This is a genomic window from Achromobacter sp. 1011811831 (assembly GCF_059760905.1).
Genome location: NZ_JCBANG010000042.1, coordinates 1 through 17738, shown reverse-complemented (window position 1 = coordinate 17738; position 17738 = coordinate 1). Strand labels below are relative to the sequence as shown.

Here is a 17738-nt window from a genome sequence, read left to right as displayed (position 1 = left end):
CGCCCCAAGATGAAAAGCGCCCCCCTCGGGGGGGCAGCAAGCGCACGTAGTGCGCGCGGCGTGGGGGGTATTTTTCATTGCCGGGCCGCCCCAAGATGAAAAGCGCCCCCCTCGGGGGGCAGCAAGCGCGCGCAGTGCGCGCGGCGTGGGGGTATTTTCATGACCGCTGAAACCGTCGTCGGCGCGGCGCTCACCAGTTGATCCGCACTCCCAGGTTGCCCTGCACCGTTTCGCGCCGCTCGCCGCCCAGGTTGAAGCCATATCCCGCCGACGCGTAGACGCTGACCCGCTCGCTGGCCTTGACCGAGACGCCCAGCCCCAGGCGCGCCTGGGTGCCGCCCATGGCCGACGTGCTGGTGGTGTCGCCGCTGAAGTCGACCTTGTCGCGTCCGCCCAGCGTGTGCTCCAGGTCCGCCCGCACATAGGGCTTCCAGGTGGCGCCCTTGGCCTGGTACTCGCCCTGCAGCCGCGCGCCAACGCGGCCGATGAGCGCGTTCTTCGGCGCGAAGGACACGTCCGACGCGGAATCCCTGACCGAATCGATGCGGGTGTTCTGGTAGATGATCTGCGCCTGCGGCTCCAGGCTCAGGTTGGGCTTGAGCGCGATCGGCAATCCCGTTTCGACCGACGCGGTGAAGGCGCGGCCCTTGGTGGACGAGGTATCCCCCGCCGTGGACTTGGGATTGACCTTCAGGTGGCTGCCCATGATGACGGTGTCGGTGTACCAGCCGCCGGGGCCGATATGGGTCCAGTAGCCGCCCAGGCTGTAGGAATCGATGGCGAGCTTGCCGGCGCGGTAGCCGCGTTGCCCCATCGCGTCGCCGCGCACGTCGCCGTCGGCGCGCGCGTAGCCCAGGAACACGCCGTAGCGGTCCTGGTGGCCGCTGTCGCCAACGCGCGCGTACAGATCCTGGCCTGCCTGCATGCCGAACACGTTGCCGCTGAACGACTGGCCCACCGTACCGTCGCGGCGCTCCGAGAAATGATCGCCCCAGGTGCGCGCCCAGCCCGCCGGCAGGCGGCCGGCGCCGGTCAGCAGATCCTGGTTGCCCTGGCGGTCGTGGAAGGTGCCGATCTGCTGCACCGCCAGTTCGCGCGCCAGCGACGGCACTTCGGTATAGATCGACACACCGGGCCGGTAGATCGGCTTGGGATCGACGACGGGCGTCAGCTCCGAGCGCAGGTACCAGTTCTGCTCCGTGCCGGGCGTCACGCCGCCTCGGAACAGCATGTACGAATAGGCACCCGCGTAGATCCCGCCGCTGGTGAAGGCGCCGGGCGCGGTGGTGCCGCCGTTGATGGCCTGCACCACCTGGATGCCGTCGCCGGTGGTCTTGGCGCCCGGCCCGGCCTGGTTCGTGATGCGCAGCGCCGTCGCGCCCGTTGCCGCGCCGCCGTCCACCACCAGCTTGTCCGACGGCGAGGCGTCCGCGCCCAGGTAGGTATTCAGCGACAGTACACCGGACTGGCCCACGTAATTGCCGGTGATGGTCAGCCGGTTGCCCGGATTGGCCCCGGCCAGGTTGACCGTGCCGCTGTTGACCAGGTTGCCGGTGATGGCGAAGGCGCCCGCGCCGCCGCCCAGGCCGGGCAAGGCATCGGCCACCGCCAGCGTGCCGGCGTTGCTGACGTTGCCCTTGACGCTGCCATAGCCGCCGAAGGTGGCGCCGCCCTGCACCGTCACCGCGCCACCGTTGATCGCCGCGCCGGCATGCGAAGCATCGCCCACGGCCAGCGCGCCAGCCGTCACCGTGGTGCCGCCGGTGTAGCCGTTGATGGCGTTGAACACGGTCGTGCCCCCGCCCTGCTGGATCACCTGCCCGCTGCCGTTGATCACGTCGGCCTGGACATAGCGGTCCGCGCGGTTGAACGCCAGCACCCCGTCATTGCTGACCGTGCCCATGATGTTGCCGCTGGTGCCACCGTTGCCCACCTGCAGCGTGCCCGCCTTGATGATGGTGACGCCATCCTTGACGACGGTGCCGCTGCCATAGCTGTTGCTGCCCGTCAGGATCGCGGTGCCGGCGCCCAGCTTGGTCAGCGAGCCGGCGCCGCCGATGTTGCCGGCCAGCGTCAGCGTGGTGCCGGCCAGCGGTTCCACGCCGCCCCCTTGCGCGCCCAGCATGATGGCGCGTGATTGCGCGAGACTTTGCGTGGTGCGCAAGGTGCCGGCGTTCATGCCGATGGCCGTGCCCGCCGCGCCCAGCGCGGTATCGCTGGCGATCTGCACGGTGCCGCCGTTGATGTCGGTGCCGCCCGTGTAGGTATTGGCGGCGTTCAGCACCAGCGTGCCCAGGTCGGTCTTGACCAGCCGCGATGCGCCGGTCAACACGCTATCCACGGTAGTGACGTAGCCCGCGCCCAGGCTGCTGCCGTCGCCGACGCGGAGGGTCGTGCCGCCGCCGGCGTCCGGCACCAGCTCGATGGCGCCGCCCAGCAGGCGATAGCCGTTGCTGGCGAATTGCATGCCGCCGCTGCGCACCTGGCCCAGGCTGTTGTCCACGGTAACGTTGCCGGGCGCGGCCATGAAGATGGCGAATGTGGCGTCGGCATACGGCGCGTTGGGCACGCCCAGCGAATTGGTCCAGTTGTCGTTGCCCGCCGGGTTCTGCCACAGGCCGTCGCCACCGTCGACCGTGCCGTTGTTCTTGCCCGCCACGGCCGCGCCGTCCCAGAAGTTCAGGTTCAGGCCGGCGGTGTTGACCAGGTTGACCTGCTTGGCGACGGCCGTCTGGACCGAAAACGACGGCGACGGAATCGTGCCGATGGCCAGGCCGTTATTGGTCAGCGCGCCGTCGTAGCTGATGACGCGGTAGACGCCCGGATCGAAGCTGCCGCCGGGCGGCGTGGCCACGTTCAGCGTGCCGTCCAGCACCAGGTCGCCCTTGACGATGGTCAGGTCGTTGAGCGGGCCGCCCACCACGCCGGCCTGGCCGAAGTTATAGGCCAGCTTGGCCGCGTTGCCGAGCGTCAGGTTGCCGTTGATGGTCAGCGTGCCGGGCGCGCCGGTGGTGTCGCCGGGCGCCAGGGTGCCAGCCACGAGCGCGTCTCCGCCGATGATGCCGGTGCCGCCCAGCGTGGCGGTCGGCAGCACGAATGTCTGTCCCGTGGCGGCGGTCTGGTCGCCGTTGATATAGAGGGATCCGAAATTCACCAGCGTCGAGCCCGCATAGGAGTTGTTGCCGCTGAGCACCGTCTGGCCGGCGCCTTCTTGCACCAACTGGCCAGTGCCCGAGATCAGGCCGGTCATCAGCACGTCGTTGCTGCGCTCGATCACCAGTTTCGAGTTGTTGAGGATGTCGCCGGTCACCGATCCGGTGGTGCCGCCGGCGCCCAGCCGCAGGGTGCCGGCGGAAATGACGGTGCCGCCGCTATAGGTGTTGTCGCCGGTCAGGAAGGTGTCGCCCACGCCCTGCTGCACCAGCTTGCCGCTGCCGCGTATGGGGCCGGCGAGCACGACGTTGTTGTTGCGGTCCACGACCAGCGTGCCGGCGTTCGAGATCGGGCCGGCCACGCTGCCCGTCCCGCCGCCATTGCCCAGTTGCAGCGTGCCGGCCGAGATCGTGGTGCCGCCGGCGTAGGTGTTGTCGGCGGTCAGCACCGTGGTGCCGGCGCCGGCCTGCGTGACCGTGCCGCCGCCGCTGATCAGGCCGCCGAAGGTATACGCGTCGCTGCGGTTGAACACCAGCGCGCCGTTGTTGGCAACGTCGCCGACGATGCTGCCCGTCGTGCCGCCCGCGCCCAGCTGCAACCTGCCCGCCGAGATCGTGGTGCCGCCGGTGTAGTTGCTGTTGCCCGTCAGCACCGTCGTGCCGCTGCCCTGCTGCGTGACGCTGCCGGTGCCGCTGATGAAGCCGCCGAAGGTGTAGGTGTCGCCGCGGTTGAACACCAGCGAACCATTGTTGGTGACGTTGCCGCCGATGCTACCCGTCGCCCCGCCAGCCCCTAGCTGCAAGGCGCCGGCGGAAATCAGCGTGCCGCCGGTGTAGTTGCTGTTGCCGGTCAGCACGGTGGTGCCAGAGCCCATCTGTTCGACGTTGCCCGCGCCGCTGATGATGCCGCCGTAGGTATACGTGTTGCTGCGGTTGAAGGCCAGCGTGCCGCTGTTGCTGACGTTGCCGAGGATGCTGCCCGCCGTCGAGCCGCCCGCACCCGAGCCCAGCTGCAGCGTGCCGGCGGCGATCGTGGTGCCGCCCGTATAGCCGTTGTCCGCGCCCAGGGTCAGCGTGCCGGTGCCCAGCTTGCTCAGCGCGCCGCTGCCGCCGACGGCGCTGGTGATGCCGAAGTTGGTGCCCGCCGCGACATTGATGCTGCCGCCGCTCGCGCCCAGCGTGGTGGCGCGCGCCGTGTCGAACGTCGCGGTCGTGGCCAGCGTGCCGCCATTGAGCGACAGCGCGCCCGCCAGATCGCCCATGTTGCTGTCCTGCGAGACCTGCAGCGTGCCGCCGTTGACGGCCGTGCCGCCGGTATAGGTGTTGACGCCAGACAGCACCAGCGTGCCCAGGTCGGTCTTGACCAGCCGGGCCGCGCCGTCGAGCACGGCCGAGATGGTCGCCGTATAGCCGGCGCCGTCGGCCGAGCCCGCGCCCACCCGGATGACGGCCTCGTTGGGACCGCCGCCGCCCGTGGGCGTGCCCGTCAGGGTCAGCTTGTCGCCGGCGGCATTGCCTTGCAGCACATAGCCATCGGTGGCGAACTGCATGCCCTGCACGTTGATCGGTCCGTTGCTCGTGCTGTCGACCAGCACCGTGCCGCTCTGGCCGGTGAAGACGGCGAAGGCGCCCTGGCTCCAGGGCGCATTGACCGAGCCGGCGGCATCGGTCCAGTTGTCGTTGACGCCACCCGGCGCCACCCAGGTGCCCGCGCCGCCGTTGACCTGGTTGTTGTTCTTCGGGCCGGCATCGCCATCCCAATAGTTCAGCGTCAGGCCATTGGTGTAGGCCAGGTTGACCTGCTTGTCCACCGAGGTCTGGATGAAATAGTCGGCGGCGTTGGCGCCGGCCGGCAGCGTGCCCAGCGTCAGGCCCGCGGGGTTGGACAGCGTACCGCCGTAGTTGATGATGCGGTAGATGCCGACATCGAAGCGCCCGCCCGGCGACAGCGCCACGTTGAGCTTGCCGCCCAGGGCAACGTTGCCGCCCACATTGGTCAGGTCGTTGAGGGGGCCGCCGGCCACATTGGCCTGGCCGAACGAGTAATTCAGCGCCGTGCCGCTGCCCAGCGCCAGATTGCCCTTGATCGTCAGCGTGCCGGGCGCGGGGCCGTTGTCGCCGGGCGACAGCGTGCTGTTGCCCGTCAGCGTCACGTCGCCGCCAATCACGCCCTTGCCGCCCAGCGTAGCGTTGTTGACGGTGGTGGCGCCGGTGGCGGCGGTCTGGTCGCCGTTGACGTACAGGCCGCCGGCGCTCACGGTGGTCGCGCCCGTGTAGCTGTTGTTGCCGCTGAGCACCGTGGTGCCCGCGCCCTGCTGCGTGACCGAGCCCGTCCCGCTGATGACGCCGCCAAAGGCGTAGCCGTTGCCGCGATTGAAGACCAGGCCGCCGTTGTTCACGACATTGCCGACGATGCCGCCCGTGGCGCCGCCCGCGCCCAGTTGCAGCGTGCCCGCCGAAATCGTGGTGCCGCCCGTGTAGGTGTTGTCGGCGGTCAGGATGGTCGTGCCGCCGCCCAGCTGCGTGACGCTGCCCGTGCCGCTGACGAGCCCGCCAAAGGTGTAGCTGTTGCTGCGGTTGAAGGCCAGCGTGCCGTTGTTGGCCACGTTGCCCAGGATGCCGCCCGTGGCCGAGCCCCCCGCCCCGGAACCCAGCTGCAGCGTCCCGGCGGAAATCGTCGTGCCGCCGGCATAGCCGGCGTCGGCGTGCAGGACCAGCGTGCCGCTGCCCAGCTTGCTCAGCGCGCCGCTGCCGCCAACGGCGCTGGTGATGCCGAAGTTGGTGCCCGCCGCGACATTGATGCTGCCGCCGCTCGCGCCCAGCGTGGTGGCGCGCGCCGTGTCGAATGTCGCGGTCGTGGCCAGCGTGCCGCCATTGAGCGACAGTGCGCCCGCCAGGTCGCCCATGTTGCTGTCCTGCGAGACCTGCAGCGTGCCGCTGTTGATGGCCGTGCCGCCGGTGTAGGTATTGACGCCAGACAGCACCAGCGTGCCCAGGTCGGTCTTGACCAGCTTGGCCGCGCCGGCCAGCGTAGCGGCGATGGCGGCGGTATAGCCGGCGCCGCCCGCCGTGCCGTCGCCCACGCGGATCACGGCCTCGTTCGGCCCACCGCTCACGGGCACGCCGACCAGCGTCAGCGCATCCAGCGCGGTGTTGTTCACCAGCGTGTAGCCGTTGGCGGCGAACTGCATGCCCTGCGTCAGCAGCGGACCGTTGATGATGCTGTCCACGCTGACGATGCCGCTCTGCCCCATGAACACGGCGAAGGCGCTCTGGGTCCACGGCGCGTTCAGCGCGCCGTCCATGCCGGTCCAGTTGTCATTGGTCAGCGCGCCGTTGGCTGTCCAGACACCCGACCCGCCATTGACCTGGCCGTCGTTCTTGGGGCCGATGGCGCCGTCCCAGTAGTTCAGCGTCAGGCCATTGGTGTTGACCAGGTTGACCTGCTTGTCCACCGAGGTCTGGATGAAATAGTTGCCCGGCGAGGGCACCGTGCCCAGCGCCAGCGTGCCGCTGCGCGTGCCGGCGTAGTTGATCACCCGGTAGACGCCCGGGTCGAACGAGCCGCCGGCCGAGGTCTGCACATTGAGCGTGCCGCCCAGCGCCAGATTGCCGCCCACGTTGGTCAGGTCATTGAACGGGCCGCCCACCACGCCGGCCTGGCCGAACGAATACGCCAGCGTGGACCCGCCCTGCAAGGTCAGGTCGCCGCCGACCGTCAGCGTGCCCGGCACCGCGCCGACGCCGCCGGGCGCCAGCGTGCCGCCGGACTGGACCGTGACATTGCCGCCCAGCCGGCCCGTGCCGCCCAGCGTGGCGCCGTTGCCGACCGTGGCCGGACCCGTGCCGGTCTGCGCGCCGTTCACATACAGCGCGCCGCCCGTCACCGAGGTCGGGCCGGCGTAGCTGTTGTTGGCGGTCAGGATGGTCGTGCCGGCGCCGATCTGGCTAAGGCCGCCGGTGCCGGTGACGAGGTTGCCGAAGGTGAACTGATCGCTGCGGTTGAAGGCCAGCATGCCATTGTTGGCGACGGCGGACGCGCCCGGCAGACTGCCCGAGGCCCCGCCATTGCCCAATTGCAGCGTGCCGGCGGCGATGGTGACGCCGCCGGCCCAGCTATTGGCGTTGCTGGTCAGCACGATGGTGCCGGCGCCGTCCTTGGTCAGCGCGCCGGCGCCGGTGATCGCCTGGGTCAGCGTGCCGGTCACGCCGGCATTGGCGCTGAGTGTGCCGTTGTTGGCGGTCACGCTGACGGCTCGGCCGGAACCCAGTGTGAAGCTGCTGTTGAACGCCAGCGCGCCGCCGTCCAGCGTCACGCCGCCGCTGCCGGCGCCCAGCGCGTTGTCGGCGCCGACCACGACGGTGCCGCCCTGGATGCGCGTGCCGCCCTGGTAGGTATTGGCCCCGCTCAGCGTCAGGATGCCGGCCGCGATCTTGCTGACCGAGCCGGTGCCGCTGATCGTGCCGGCATAAGTGCCGTTGTCCGGCTGGTTGAACAACACCAGCCCGTTGTTGGTCACGCTGGGCGGCAGGCTTTGCGCGCGGGCTTCCAGCGTGCCGGCCGGATCGACCCTGACCGAGCCGTTGAAACCGGCATTGTTGCCCGTCAGGGCCAGCGTGCCGTCCTGCACCTGCACCGCCAGCGGCGTGCCGCCGCCATTGCTGCCGACCGAGCCGGACAAGGTCCACTTGCCGTCGCCGGTCTTGATCAGCGATTGGAAATTGCTGATGGTGCCGGGCAAGGTATCGCTGGACCCTTGCTCGCCCGCCAGCGACAGGCTGTTGGTGCCGCCGCCGCCGTTGAAACCGCCGGTGATGACCGAGCCCGGATACAGCGTGAGCGAGTCGTTGCCGCTGGCGAAGGTCAGGCTGCCGCGCACGGTGGCGCCGCTGCGGTTGATGAAGCTGACGTCGCCGCTGCCGCTGTTGCCGATGACGTTGCTGCTGGTGCCGTTGCCCGCCTGGATGATGCCGTAGTTGTCGACCGTGTTGGCCGCGCCCTTGCTGCGGTCCTCGAACCAGATCGCGGCGGCGTTACCCCCCGAGATCAGCCCATAGTTGAGGATGGTGTTGCCCGCGCCCATGACGTTGACGGCCTCGCCATTGGCCTGCGTGCCCAGCGCCTGGATCTTGGCGCCCGCCGACACCGTGAGCGTGCCGCTGGAACCGAACTCGACGGTGTTGTTGCCGGCCGTCCATAAGCCCGCGCCGGAGGTGGCCGTATTGCTGACTACAGCGCCGGCGCCTAGAAAAATGGTGGCGTTGTCGCCCAGGCTGATGGCGTTGGCGTTGCCCACCGCGAGCTGGGCGTTGGGCTGCAGGGTGACGGACGCGCCGGACGCGGTGGCAGGCCCCTGGCCGATCGGCGCGGTCGCGGGATTCGGCGCGCTGGTGTTGCAGGTGGTGCTGGTCCCGGAGGTGACGCAGGCCGCGTAGGCGGCCGGACCGGGCCAGCCGCCGAACAGGGCCGCGCCAATCAGCAGGCTCAGGCGCCGCGGCACCAGGACAAGGGACTGCTTCCGTTCTCGCATGCCATCCTCCAGCCAGGATAGACCGCGGGGCACGCATCGCGGCTCGCCAATGCGGCAGCCCACCCGGTGGCGGTTTACGCTGCCGGATTTGCGAATAATTTCCGCGGCACGACTCAGGGGGAAAATCTGATAATTAACGCAGCAAGAAAGGCGGCCTTTGATTTACTTTGACACGAATCATTAATACCAATCAAGCACAAAAACAAAAAAATCCATATCCATGTAAATTAGTGAATACATATTCGAAGATATTCGACCAATATCCACAAAAGTTCCGATGCAGGGCTGTATCCGTGTATTTTTTCAGCCCACGACACGCCTTTTTTCCTTACTCGGGCAAGGACGGCATGGTGCCTCCCGAGATACACGCTCCTGGATTGGCGCGATGAAATTCCACGCCCTTCCTGATCGGGGTAAATCATTCATCAAGACTCCAACCCTTGAATAATTCCCAGCCAACCGTCCAGGGGCAGGCGTATTTAATGCAATCGATATTTCCTGGAAATATCCCCTTTTCATGGAAAAACTGAAACGCCAAAAATAATCACAAAAATGTGATGTTCATTATTTTCCGCATATATATCGAATACCCGTGGCGACCGGACTCGTCGCCTCCTCAGGCGCCGAGCCCGGCGATCCGCCGTTCACCAGCGGATCCGCACGCCCAGATTGCCCTGCACCGTCTCGCGCCGCTCGCCGCCCAGGTTGAAGCCGTAGCTGGCGGACGCGGAGACGCTGACGCGGTCGCTGGCGTCCACGGCAACGCCCAGGCCCAGCCTGGCCTGGGTGCCGCCCATGCCCGACGCGGTGGTCGCGCCGCCGCTGAAGCTGACCTTGTCGCGTCCGCCCAGCGTGTGCTCCAAGTCGGCCCGCACATAGGGCTTCCAGGTCGCGCCCTTGGCCTGGTACTCGCCCTGCAGCCGCGCGCCGACGCGGCCGATGAGCGCGTCCTTCGGCGCGAAGGACACGTCGGACGCGGAATCCCTGACCGAATCGATGCGAGTGTTCTGGTAGATGATCTGCGCCTGCGGCTCCAGGCTAAGGTTGGGCTTGAGCGCGATCGGCAATCCCGCTTCGACCGACGCGGTGAAGGCGCGGCCCCGGGTGGCCCGGGTATCACCGGCGCTGGAGGTGGGATTCAACTTCAGGCGACTGCCCAGGATGACGGTGTCGGTGTACCAGCCGCCGGGTCCGACGTGAGTCCAGTAGGCGCCCGCGCTGCGGGACTGGATGCCGAGCTTGCCGGCGCGGTAGCCGCGTTGCCCCATGGCGTCCCCCTTCACGTCGCCATTGGCGCTCGCATAGCCCAGGAACACGCCGTAGCGATCCTGGTGGCCACTATCGCTCGTGCGCGCGAGCAGGTCCTGGCCAACCTGCATGCCGTATGTATTGCCGCTGAACGATGCTCCCACCGTGCCGTCGCGGCGGTCCGAGAGATGATCGCCCCAGGTGCGCGCCCAGCCCGCGCGGCGATCGCCGAACCGTTCCTCGTTGCCTCGGCGGTCGTGGAAAGTGCCGATCTGCTGTACCGCCAACTCACGCGCCAGCGACGGCGCCACGCCATAGATCGATACGCCCGGCCGGTATATCGGCCTGGATGCGGCATCGGACTTGAGCTCCGAGCGCAGATACCAGTTCTGCTCGCTGCCTGCGGTGACGCCGCCACGGAACAGCCTGTAGGCATAAGCGCCCGCGTAGACCCCTGCGCTGGTGAAGGCGTCGGACGCGGTGGTGCCGCCGTTGATGACCTGCACCACCTGGATGCCGTCGCCTGTGGTCTTGGCGCCGGGTCCCGCCTTGTTGGCGATGCGCAGCGCCGTCGCGCCCGACGCCGAACCGCCGTCCACCACCAGCTTGTCGGACGGCGAGGCGTCGGCGCCCAGGTAGGTGTTCAGCGACAGCGCGCCGGACTGGCCCACGTAGTTGCCGGTGATCGTCAGTCGGTTGCCGGGCCTGGCGCCCGCCAGGTTCACCGTGCCGCTGTTGCTCAGATTGCCCACGATGGCGAAGGCGCCCGCGCCGCCGCCCAGTCCGGGCAAGGCATCAGCCACCGCCAGCGTGCCGGCGTTGCCGACGTTGCCCTTGACGCTGCCATAGCCGCCGAAGGTGGCGCCGCCCTGGACCGTCACCGCGCCACCGTTGATCGCCGCGCCGGCATGCGAGGCATCGCCCACGGCCAGCGCGCCAGCCGCCACCGTGGTGCCGCCGGTGTAGCCGTTGACGGCGTTGAACACGGTCGTGCCCCCGCCCTGCTGGATCACCTGCCCGCTGCCGTTGATCACGTCTGCCTGGACATAGCGGTCCGCGCGGTTGAACGCCAGAGTCCCGTCGTTGCTGACCGTTCCCAGGATATTGCCGCTGGTCCCGCCATCGCCAACCTGCAGCGTGCCAGATTTGATGAGGGTGACGCCGTCCGTGGCCAAAACGCCGTCGCCATAGCTGTTGTTGCCAGTCAGGATCGCGGTGCCGACGCCCAGCTTGGTCAGCGAGCCGGCGCCGCCAATACTGCTGGCCAGCGTCAGCGTGGTGCCGGCCTGCGGCTCGACGCTGCCCCCTCGCGCGCCAAGTGTGATGGCGCGCGATTGCGTGAAGCTCCGCGTGGTGCGCAGTGTGCCGTCATCCAGGCGGATGGCGGTGCCGGCCGCGCCCAGCGCCGCGTCATCGGCGATCTGCAGCGCGCCGCCGTTGATCTCCGTGCCGCCCGTGTAGGTGTTGACGCCATTCAGGGCGAGCGTGCCCAGGTCGGTCTTGACCAGCCGCGCGCCGCCCGTCAGTGCGGCGTCCACGGTGGCGGTGTAGCCGGCGCCCGGGCCGGCGCCGTCGCCCACGCGTATCATCGCGCCTCCGCCGGCGTCCGGCGCCAGCTCGATGGCGTCGCCCAGCAGGCGATAGCCGTCGCTGGCGAACTGCATGCCGCCGCTGCGCACCTGGCCCAGGCTGTTGTCCACCGTGACCTTGCCGGCCGCCGCCATGAAAATGGCGAAAGAGCCGTCGCCATAGGACGCGTTGAGCGTGCCCCGCGAGTTGGTCCAGTTGTCGTTGCCCGTGGCGTGCTGCCAATGGCCATCGCCGCCGTCGACCCTGCCATTGTTTTTGTCGGCCGTGGCTGACCCGTCCCAGACGTTCAGACTCAAGTCTCCCATGTGGACCAGGTTGATCTGCCCGGCCACGGCCGTCTGGAGCGAGAAGGACGGTGCTGGAATCGTGCCGATGGCCAGGCTCTTGTCGGTCAGCGCGCCGCCGTAGCTGATGATGCGGTAGACGCCCGGATCGAAGCGGCCGCCGGGCGACGTCACGACGTCCAGCGTGCCGCCCAGGACCAGGTCGCCCTTGACGATGGTCAGGTCGTTGAGCGGGCCGCCCACCACGCCGGCTTGGCCGAGGCTGTAGGCCAGCCTGGACCCATCGTCCAGCGTCAGCTTGCCGTTGATCGTCAGCGTGCCGGGCGCGCCCGTCGCGCCGCCGGGCGACAGCGTGCCGGCCACGCGCACGTCTCCACCGATGATGCCGGTGCCGCCCAGCGTGGCGGTCGGCAGCACGAATGCCTGTCCCGTGGCGGCGGTCTGGTCGCCGTTGATATGGAGCGATCCCTTGAGCACCTCGGTCATGCCCGTGTAGGCATTGTTGGCGCTCAGCACCGTCTGCCCCGAGCCCGCCAGCGTGAACCGGCCCGAGCCCGAGATCAGGTTCGTCATCGACACCAGGTCGCCACGGTCGATTGTCAGCGCGGCGTTGTTGAGGATATTCCCGCGCACCGAGCCGCTTGCGCCGCCATCGCCCAGCCGCAGCGTGCCGGCCGAGATGGTGGTGCCGCCGGTATAGGCGTGATCAGCCGTCAGCACCGTGACGCCGGCTCCCGCCTGCGTGAGCGTGCCGCTGCCGTCGACGAGTCCGCCGAAGGTGTAGGCGTCGCTGCGGTTGAAGACCAAGGCGCCGTTGTTGCTCACATCGCCGACGATGCTTCCCGTCGTCCCGCCCGCGCCCAGCTGCAACGCGCCCGCCGAGATCATGGTGCCGCCGGTGTAGCGGTTGTCGGCCGTCAGCACCGTCGTCCCGCCGCCCCGCTGCGTGACGCTGCCGGTGCCGTCGATGGCGCCGCCGTGGGTGTAGGCATTGCCACGGTTGAACACCAGCGCGCCGTTGTTGGTCACGTCGCCGGCAATGCCGCCGGTCGCGCCGCCCGCGCCCAGCTGCAGCGTGCTGGCCGAGATGAGCGTGCCGCCCGTGTAGTCGCTGTCGCCGGTCAGCACCGTGGTGCCCCCGCCCTGCAGCGTGACCGAGCCCGAGCCGCTGATGGCGCCGGCATGGGCGTAGGTATTGTCGCGATGGATGATCAGGCGACCGTTGTTGACCACGTCTCCGACGATGCCGCCGGCTGCACCGCCCGCGCCCAGCTGCAGCGCGCCCGCCGCGATGGTGGTGACGCCGGTGTAGCGGTTGTCGGCGGTCAGCGCCGTGGTTCCGCTACCCATCTGTGTGACCGCGCCACTGCCGCTGATCTGGCCGCCGAAGGTGTAGGCATCGCTGCGATTGAAGGCCAGCACGCCATTGTTGGCCACATCGCCGGCGATGCTGCCCGTCGTGCCGCCCGTGCCCAGCTGCAACGTGCCCGCCGAAATCGTGGTGCCGCCGGAATGGCCGTTGTCCGCATGCAGCGTCAGCGTGCCTGCGCCTCCCTTGGTCAGGGCGTCGTTGCCGCCGATGACGCTGGTGACGCCCAGGCTGGCCCCCGCCGCGACATTGATGCCACCGCCGCCCGTGCCCAGCGTGATGGCGCGCGCCGTGTCGAAGCTGGCGGTCGCGGCCAGCGTGCCGCCAGCCAGCGACAGCGCGCCCGCCGCGAGGCCCAGGTTCTCGTCCCGCGAGACCTGCAGCGTGCCGCCGTTGACGGCCGTGCCGCCGGTATAGGTGTTGACGCCAGACAGCACCAGCGTGCCCAGGTCGGTCTTGACCAGCCTGACCGTGCCGTCGAGCACCGCCGAGATGGCGGCCGTATAGCCGGCGCCGTCGGCCGAGCCCGCGCCCACCCGGATGACGGCATCATCGAGGCCGCCGCCGCCCGAGGGCGTGCCCATCAGGGTCAGCTTGTCTCCAGCCCCGTTGCCCTGCAGGACATAGCCGTCGACGGCGAACTGCATGGCTTGCGCGTAGATCGGCCCATTGGTGGTGCTATCGACCAGAACCGTGCCGCCCTGGCCGGTGAAAACCGCGAAGGTGCCCTGGCTCCAGGCCGCATTGATCGTGCCGGCGGAATCGGTCCAGCTGTCATTGACGCCGCCTGGCGCCACCCAGGTGCCCGCGCCGCCGTTGACCTGGTTGTTGTTCTTCGGGCCGGCATCGCCATCCCAATAGTTCAGCGTCAGGCCATTGGTGTAGGCCAGGTTGACCTGCTTGTCCACCGAGGTCTGGATGAAATAGTCGGCGGCGTTGGCGCCAGCCGGCAGCGTGCCCAGCGTCAGGCCCGCGGGGTTGGACAGCGTTCCGCCGTAGTTGATGATGCGGTAGATGCCGACATCGAAGCGCCCGCCCGGCGACAGCGCCACGTTGAGCTTGCCACCCAGCGACACGTCGCCGTCCACCACGATCAGGTCGTTCAGCGCGCCGCCCGCCACGTTGACCTCGCCGAACGAGTAATCCAGCGCGGTGCCGCTGCCCAGCGCCAGATTGCCCTTGATCGTCAGCGTGCCGGGCGCGGGGCCGTTGTCGCCGGGCGACAGCGTGCTGTTGCCCGTCAGCGTCACATCGCCGCCAATCACGCCCTTGCCGCCCAGCGTAGCGTTGTTGACGGTGGTGGCGTCGGTGGCGGCGGTCTGGTCGCCGTTGACGTACAGGCCGCCGGCGCTGACGGTGGTCGCGCCCGTGTAGCTGTTGTTGCCGCTGAGCACCGTGGTGCCCGCGCCCTGCTGCGTGACCGAGCCCGTCCCGCTGATGACGCCGTCGAGCGTGTGGACATTGCCGCGATTGAAAATCAGGCTGCCGTTGTTGACCACGTTGCCGACAATGCCGCCGATAGTCCCGCCCGCGCCCAACTGCAACGTGCCCCTCGAGATCGTGGTGCCGCCGGTGTAGGTATTGTTGGCGGTCAGGACGGTCGTGCCGCTACCCAGTTGCGTAACACCGCCTGAACCGCTGATCAACCCGCCGAAGGTGTGGCTATTGCTGCGGTTGAAGGCCAGCGTGCCGTTATTGGCCACGTTGCCCACGATGCTGCCCGTGGCCGATCCGCCCGCGCCCGTGCCCGTGCCCGTGCCCAGTTGCAGTGTGCCCGCCGTGATCGTCGTGCCTCGGATATAGCTGTTGTTCGCGTGCAGCGCCAGCGTGCCCGCGCCCGCCTTGCTCAGCGCGCCGCTGCCGCTGATGGCGCTGGTCACGCCCAGGCTGGCGCCTGCCGCGACGTTGATGCCGCTGTCGCCTCCGCCCAGCGTGATGGCGCGCGCCGTGTCGAAGCTTGCCGTCGTGGCCAGCGTGCCGCCATCCAGCGACAGCGCGCCCGCCAGGGCGCCCAGGTTCTCGTCCCGCGATACTTGCAATGTGCCGCCGTTGACCGCCGTGCCGCCGGCATAGGTATTGACGCCGTCCAGCGTCAGCGTGCCACGGTCGGTCTTGACCACCTTGGCCAGGCCATCGAGCACCGTGGAAACCGTTGCCGTATAACCCGCGCCAATCGCCGTGCCGTCGCCCACCCGGATCGCCGCCTCGTTCGGCCCGCTTCCCGTGGCCAGGCCCTTCAAGGTCAGCTGGTCGCCCGCCGCGTTGCCCTGCAAGACATAGCCGTCGACGACGAATTGCATGCTCTGCACGTTGATCTGCCCATTGGTGGTGCTGTCGACCCGCACCGTACCGCTCTGGCCGCCGAAGACCGCGAACGCGTTCTGGTCCCAGGCCGCATTGACCGAGCCGGTGGAATCGGTCCAGTTGTCGTTCACGCCGCCCGGCGCCACCCAGACGCCTGCGCCGCCCTCGACGGCGTTGTTGTTCTTCGGCCCCGCGTTACCGTCCCAATGGTTCAGCGTCATGCCGTTGCTGTATGTAAGGTTGACCTGCTTGTCCACCGAAGTCTGGATGAAGTAGTCGGCGCGATCGGCCCCGGTCGGCAGCGCGCCCAGCGTCAGCGCCGCTGGATTGGACAGCGCGCCGCCGTAGTTGATGACGCGATAGACGCCAACATCCAGGGTGCCGCCCGGCGACAGCGCCACGTTCAGCTTGCCGCCCAGCGACACGTCGCCGTCCACCACGATCAGGTCGTTCAGCGCGCCGCCCGCCACGTTGACCTCGCCGAACGAGTAATCCAGCGCGGTGCCGCTGCCCAGCGTCAGATTGCCCTTGATCGTCAGCGTGCCAGGCTCCGCGCCGTTCGCGCCGGGCGACAGCGTACTGTTGCCCGCCAGCGTCACGTCGCCGCCAATCACGCCCTTGCCGCCCAGCCGGGCGTCGGTCACGGTGGTGGCCCCGGTCGCGGCCGTCTGGTCGCCGTCGATATACAGGCTGCCCGCTGATACCGTGGTCGCGCCCGTGTAGCTGTTGTTGCCGCTGAACACCGTGACGCCCGCGCCCCGCTGCGCAACGGCGCCGGAGCCGCTGACGACCCCGCCGTAGGCGTAGGTGTCGCCGCGGTTGAAGGCCAGCGTGCCATTGTTGCTCACGTTGCCCGCGATGCTGCCCGTCGCGCCGCCCGCGCCCAACTGCAACGTGCCACCCGTGATCATGGTGCCGCCGGTGTAGGTATTGTTGGCGGTCAGGACGGTCGTGCCGCTGCCCAGTTGCGTGACCGAGCCGGTACCGCTGATGCCCCCCCCATGCGCATAGGTATTGCTGCGATTGAAAACCAGGCTGCCGTTGTTGGCGACGTTGCCGACAATCCCGCCAATTGCCCCTCCCGCGCCGAGTTGCAACGCACCCGCCATGATTGTCGTGCCGCCCGTATAGGTATTGGCGGCAGTCAGGATGGTGGTGCCGTTGCCCAATTGCGTAACACCGCCTGAACCGCTGATCAACCCGCCGAAGGTGTGGCTATTGCTGCGGTTGAAGGCCAGCGTGCCGTTATTGGCCACGTTGCCCACGATGCTGCCCGTGGCCGATCCGCCCGCGCCCGCGCCCAGTTGCAGTGGGCCCGCCGTGATCGTCGTGCCTCGGATATAGCTGTTGTTCGCGTGCAGCGCCAGCGTGCCCGCGCCCGCCTTGCGCAGCGCGCCGCTGCCGCTGATGGCGCTGGTCACGCCCAGGCTGGCGCTTGCCGCGACGTTGATGCCGCCGTCGCCTCCGCCCAGCGTGATGGCGCGCGCCGTGTCGAAGCTTGCCGTCGTGGCCAGCGTGCCGCCATCCAGCGACAGCGCGCCCGCCAGGGCGCCCAGGTTCTCGTCCCGCGATACCTGCAATGTGCCGCCGTTGACCGCCGTGCCGCCGGCATAGGTATTGACGCCGTCCAGCGTCAGCGTGCCACGGTCGGTCTTGACCACCTTGGCCAGGCCATCGAGCACCGTGGAAACCGTTGCCGTATAACCCGCGCCAGCCGCCGTGCCGTCGCCCACCCGGATCGCCGCCTCGTTCGGCCCGCTTCCCGTGGCCAGGCCCTTCAAGGTCAGCTGGTCGCCCGCCGCGTTGCCCTGCAAGACATAGCCGTCGACGACGAATTGCATGCTCTGCACGCTGATCTGCCCATTGGTGGTGCTGTCGACCCGCACCGTACCGCTCTGGCCGCCGAAGACCGCGAACGCGTCCTGGTCCCAGGCCGCATTGACCGAGCCGGTGGAATCGGTCCAGTTGTCGTTCACGCCGCCCGGCGCCACCCAGGTGCCTGCGCCGCCGTTGACCCGGTTGTTGTTCTTCGGCCCCGCGTTACCGTCCCAATGGTTCAGCGTCAGCCCATGCGTGTTGATCAGGTTGACCTGCTTGTCCACCGAGGTCTGGATGAAGTAGTCGCCGCGAGCCGCCCCGGTCGGCAGCGCGCCCAGCGTCAGCGCCGCTGGATTGGACAGCGCGCCGCCGTAGTTGATGACGCGATAGACGCCAACATCCAGGGTGCCGCCCGGCGACAGCGCCACGTTCAGCTTGCCGC

At 68.9% G+C, this 17738-nt stretch carries 2 protein-coding genes; both read right to left on the bottom strand.

The genetic code is table 11. The annotated features are described in order from the left end of the window. Window positions 1–190: 190 nt before the first annotated feature. Window positions 191–8683 carry an autotransporter-associated beta strand repeat-containing protein gene (locus AC6LJ9_RS16860; RefSeq protein ID WP_498148446.1) on the bottom strand — a complete coding sequence of 2831 codons (8493 nt, stop codon included), beginning with the start codon at window positions 8681–8683 and terminating at the stop codon, window positions 191–193. A 644-nt stretch (window positions 8684–9327) separates the two neighbouring features. Then, window positions 9328–17724 carry an autotransporter-associated beta strand repeat-containing protein gene (locus AC6LJ9_RS16855; RefSeq protein WP_498148445.1) on the bottom strand — a complete coding sequence of 2799 codons (8397 nt, stop codon included), beginning with the start codon at window positions 17722–17724 and terminating at the stop codon, window positions 9328–9330. Window positions 17725–17738 lie beyond the last annotated feature (14 nt).

Coding starts and splice junctions, on each gene's coding strand:
- AC6LJ9_RS16860 (WP_498148446.1), bottom strand. CDS start 8,683: ATGCGAGAACGGAAGCAGTCCCTTGTCCTGGTGCCGCGGCGCCTGAGC.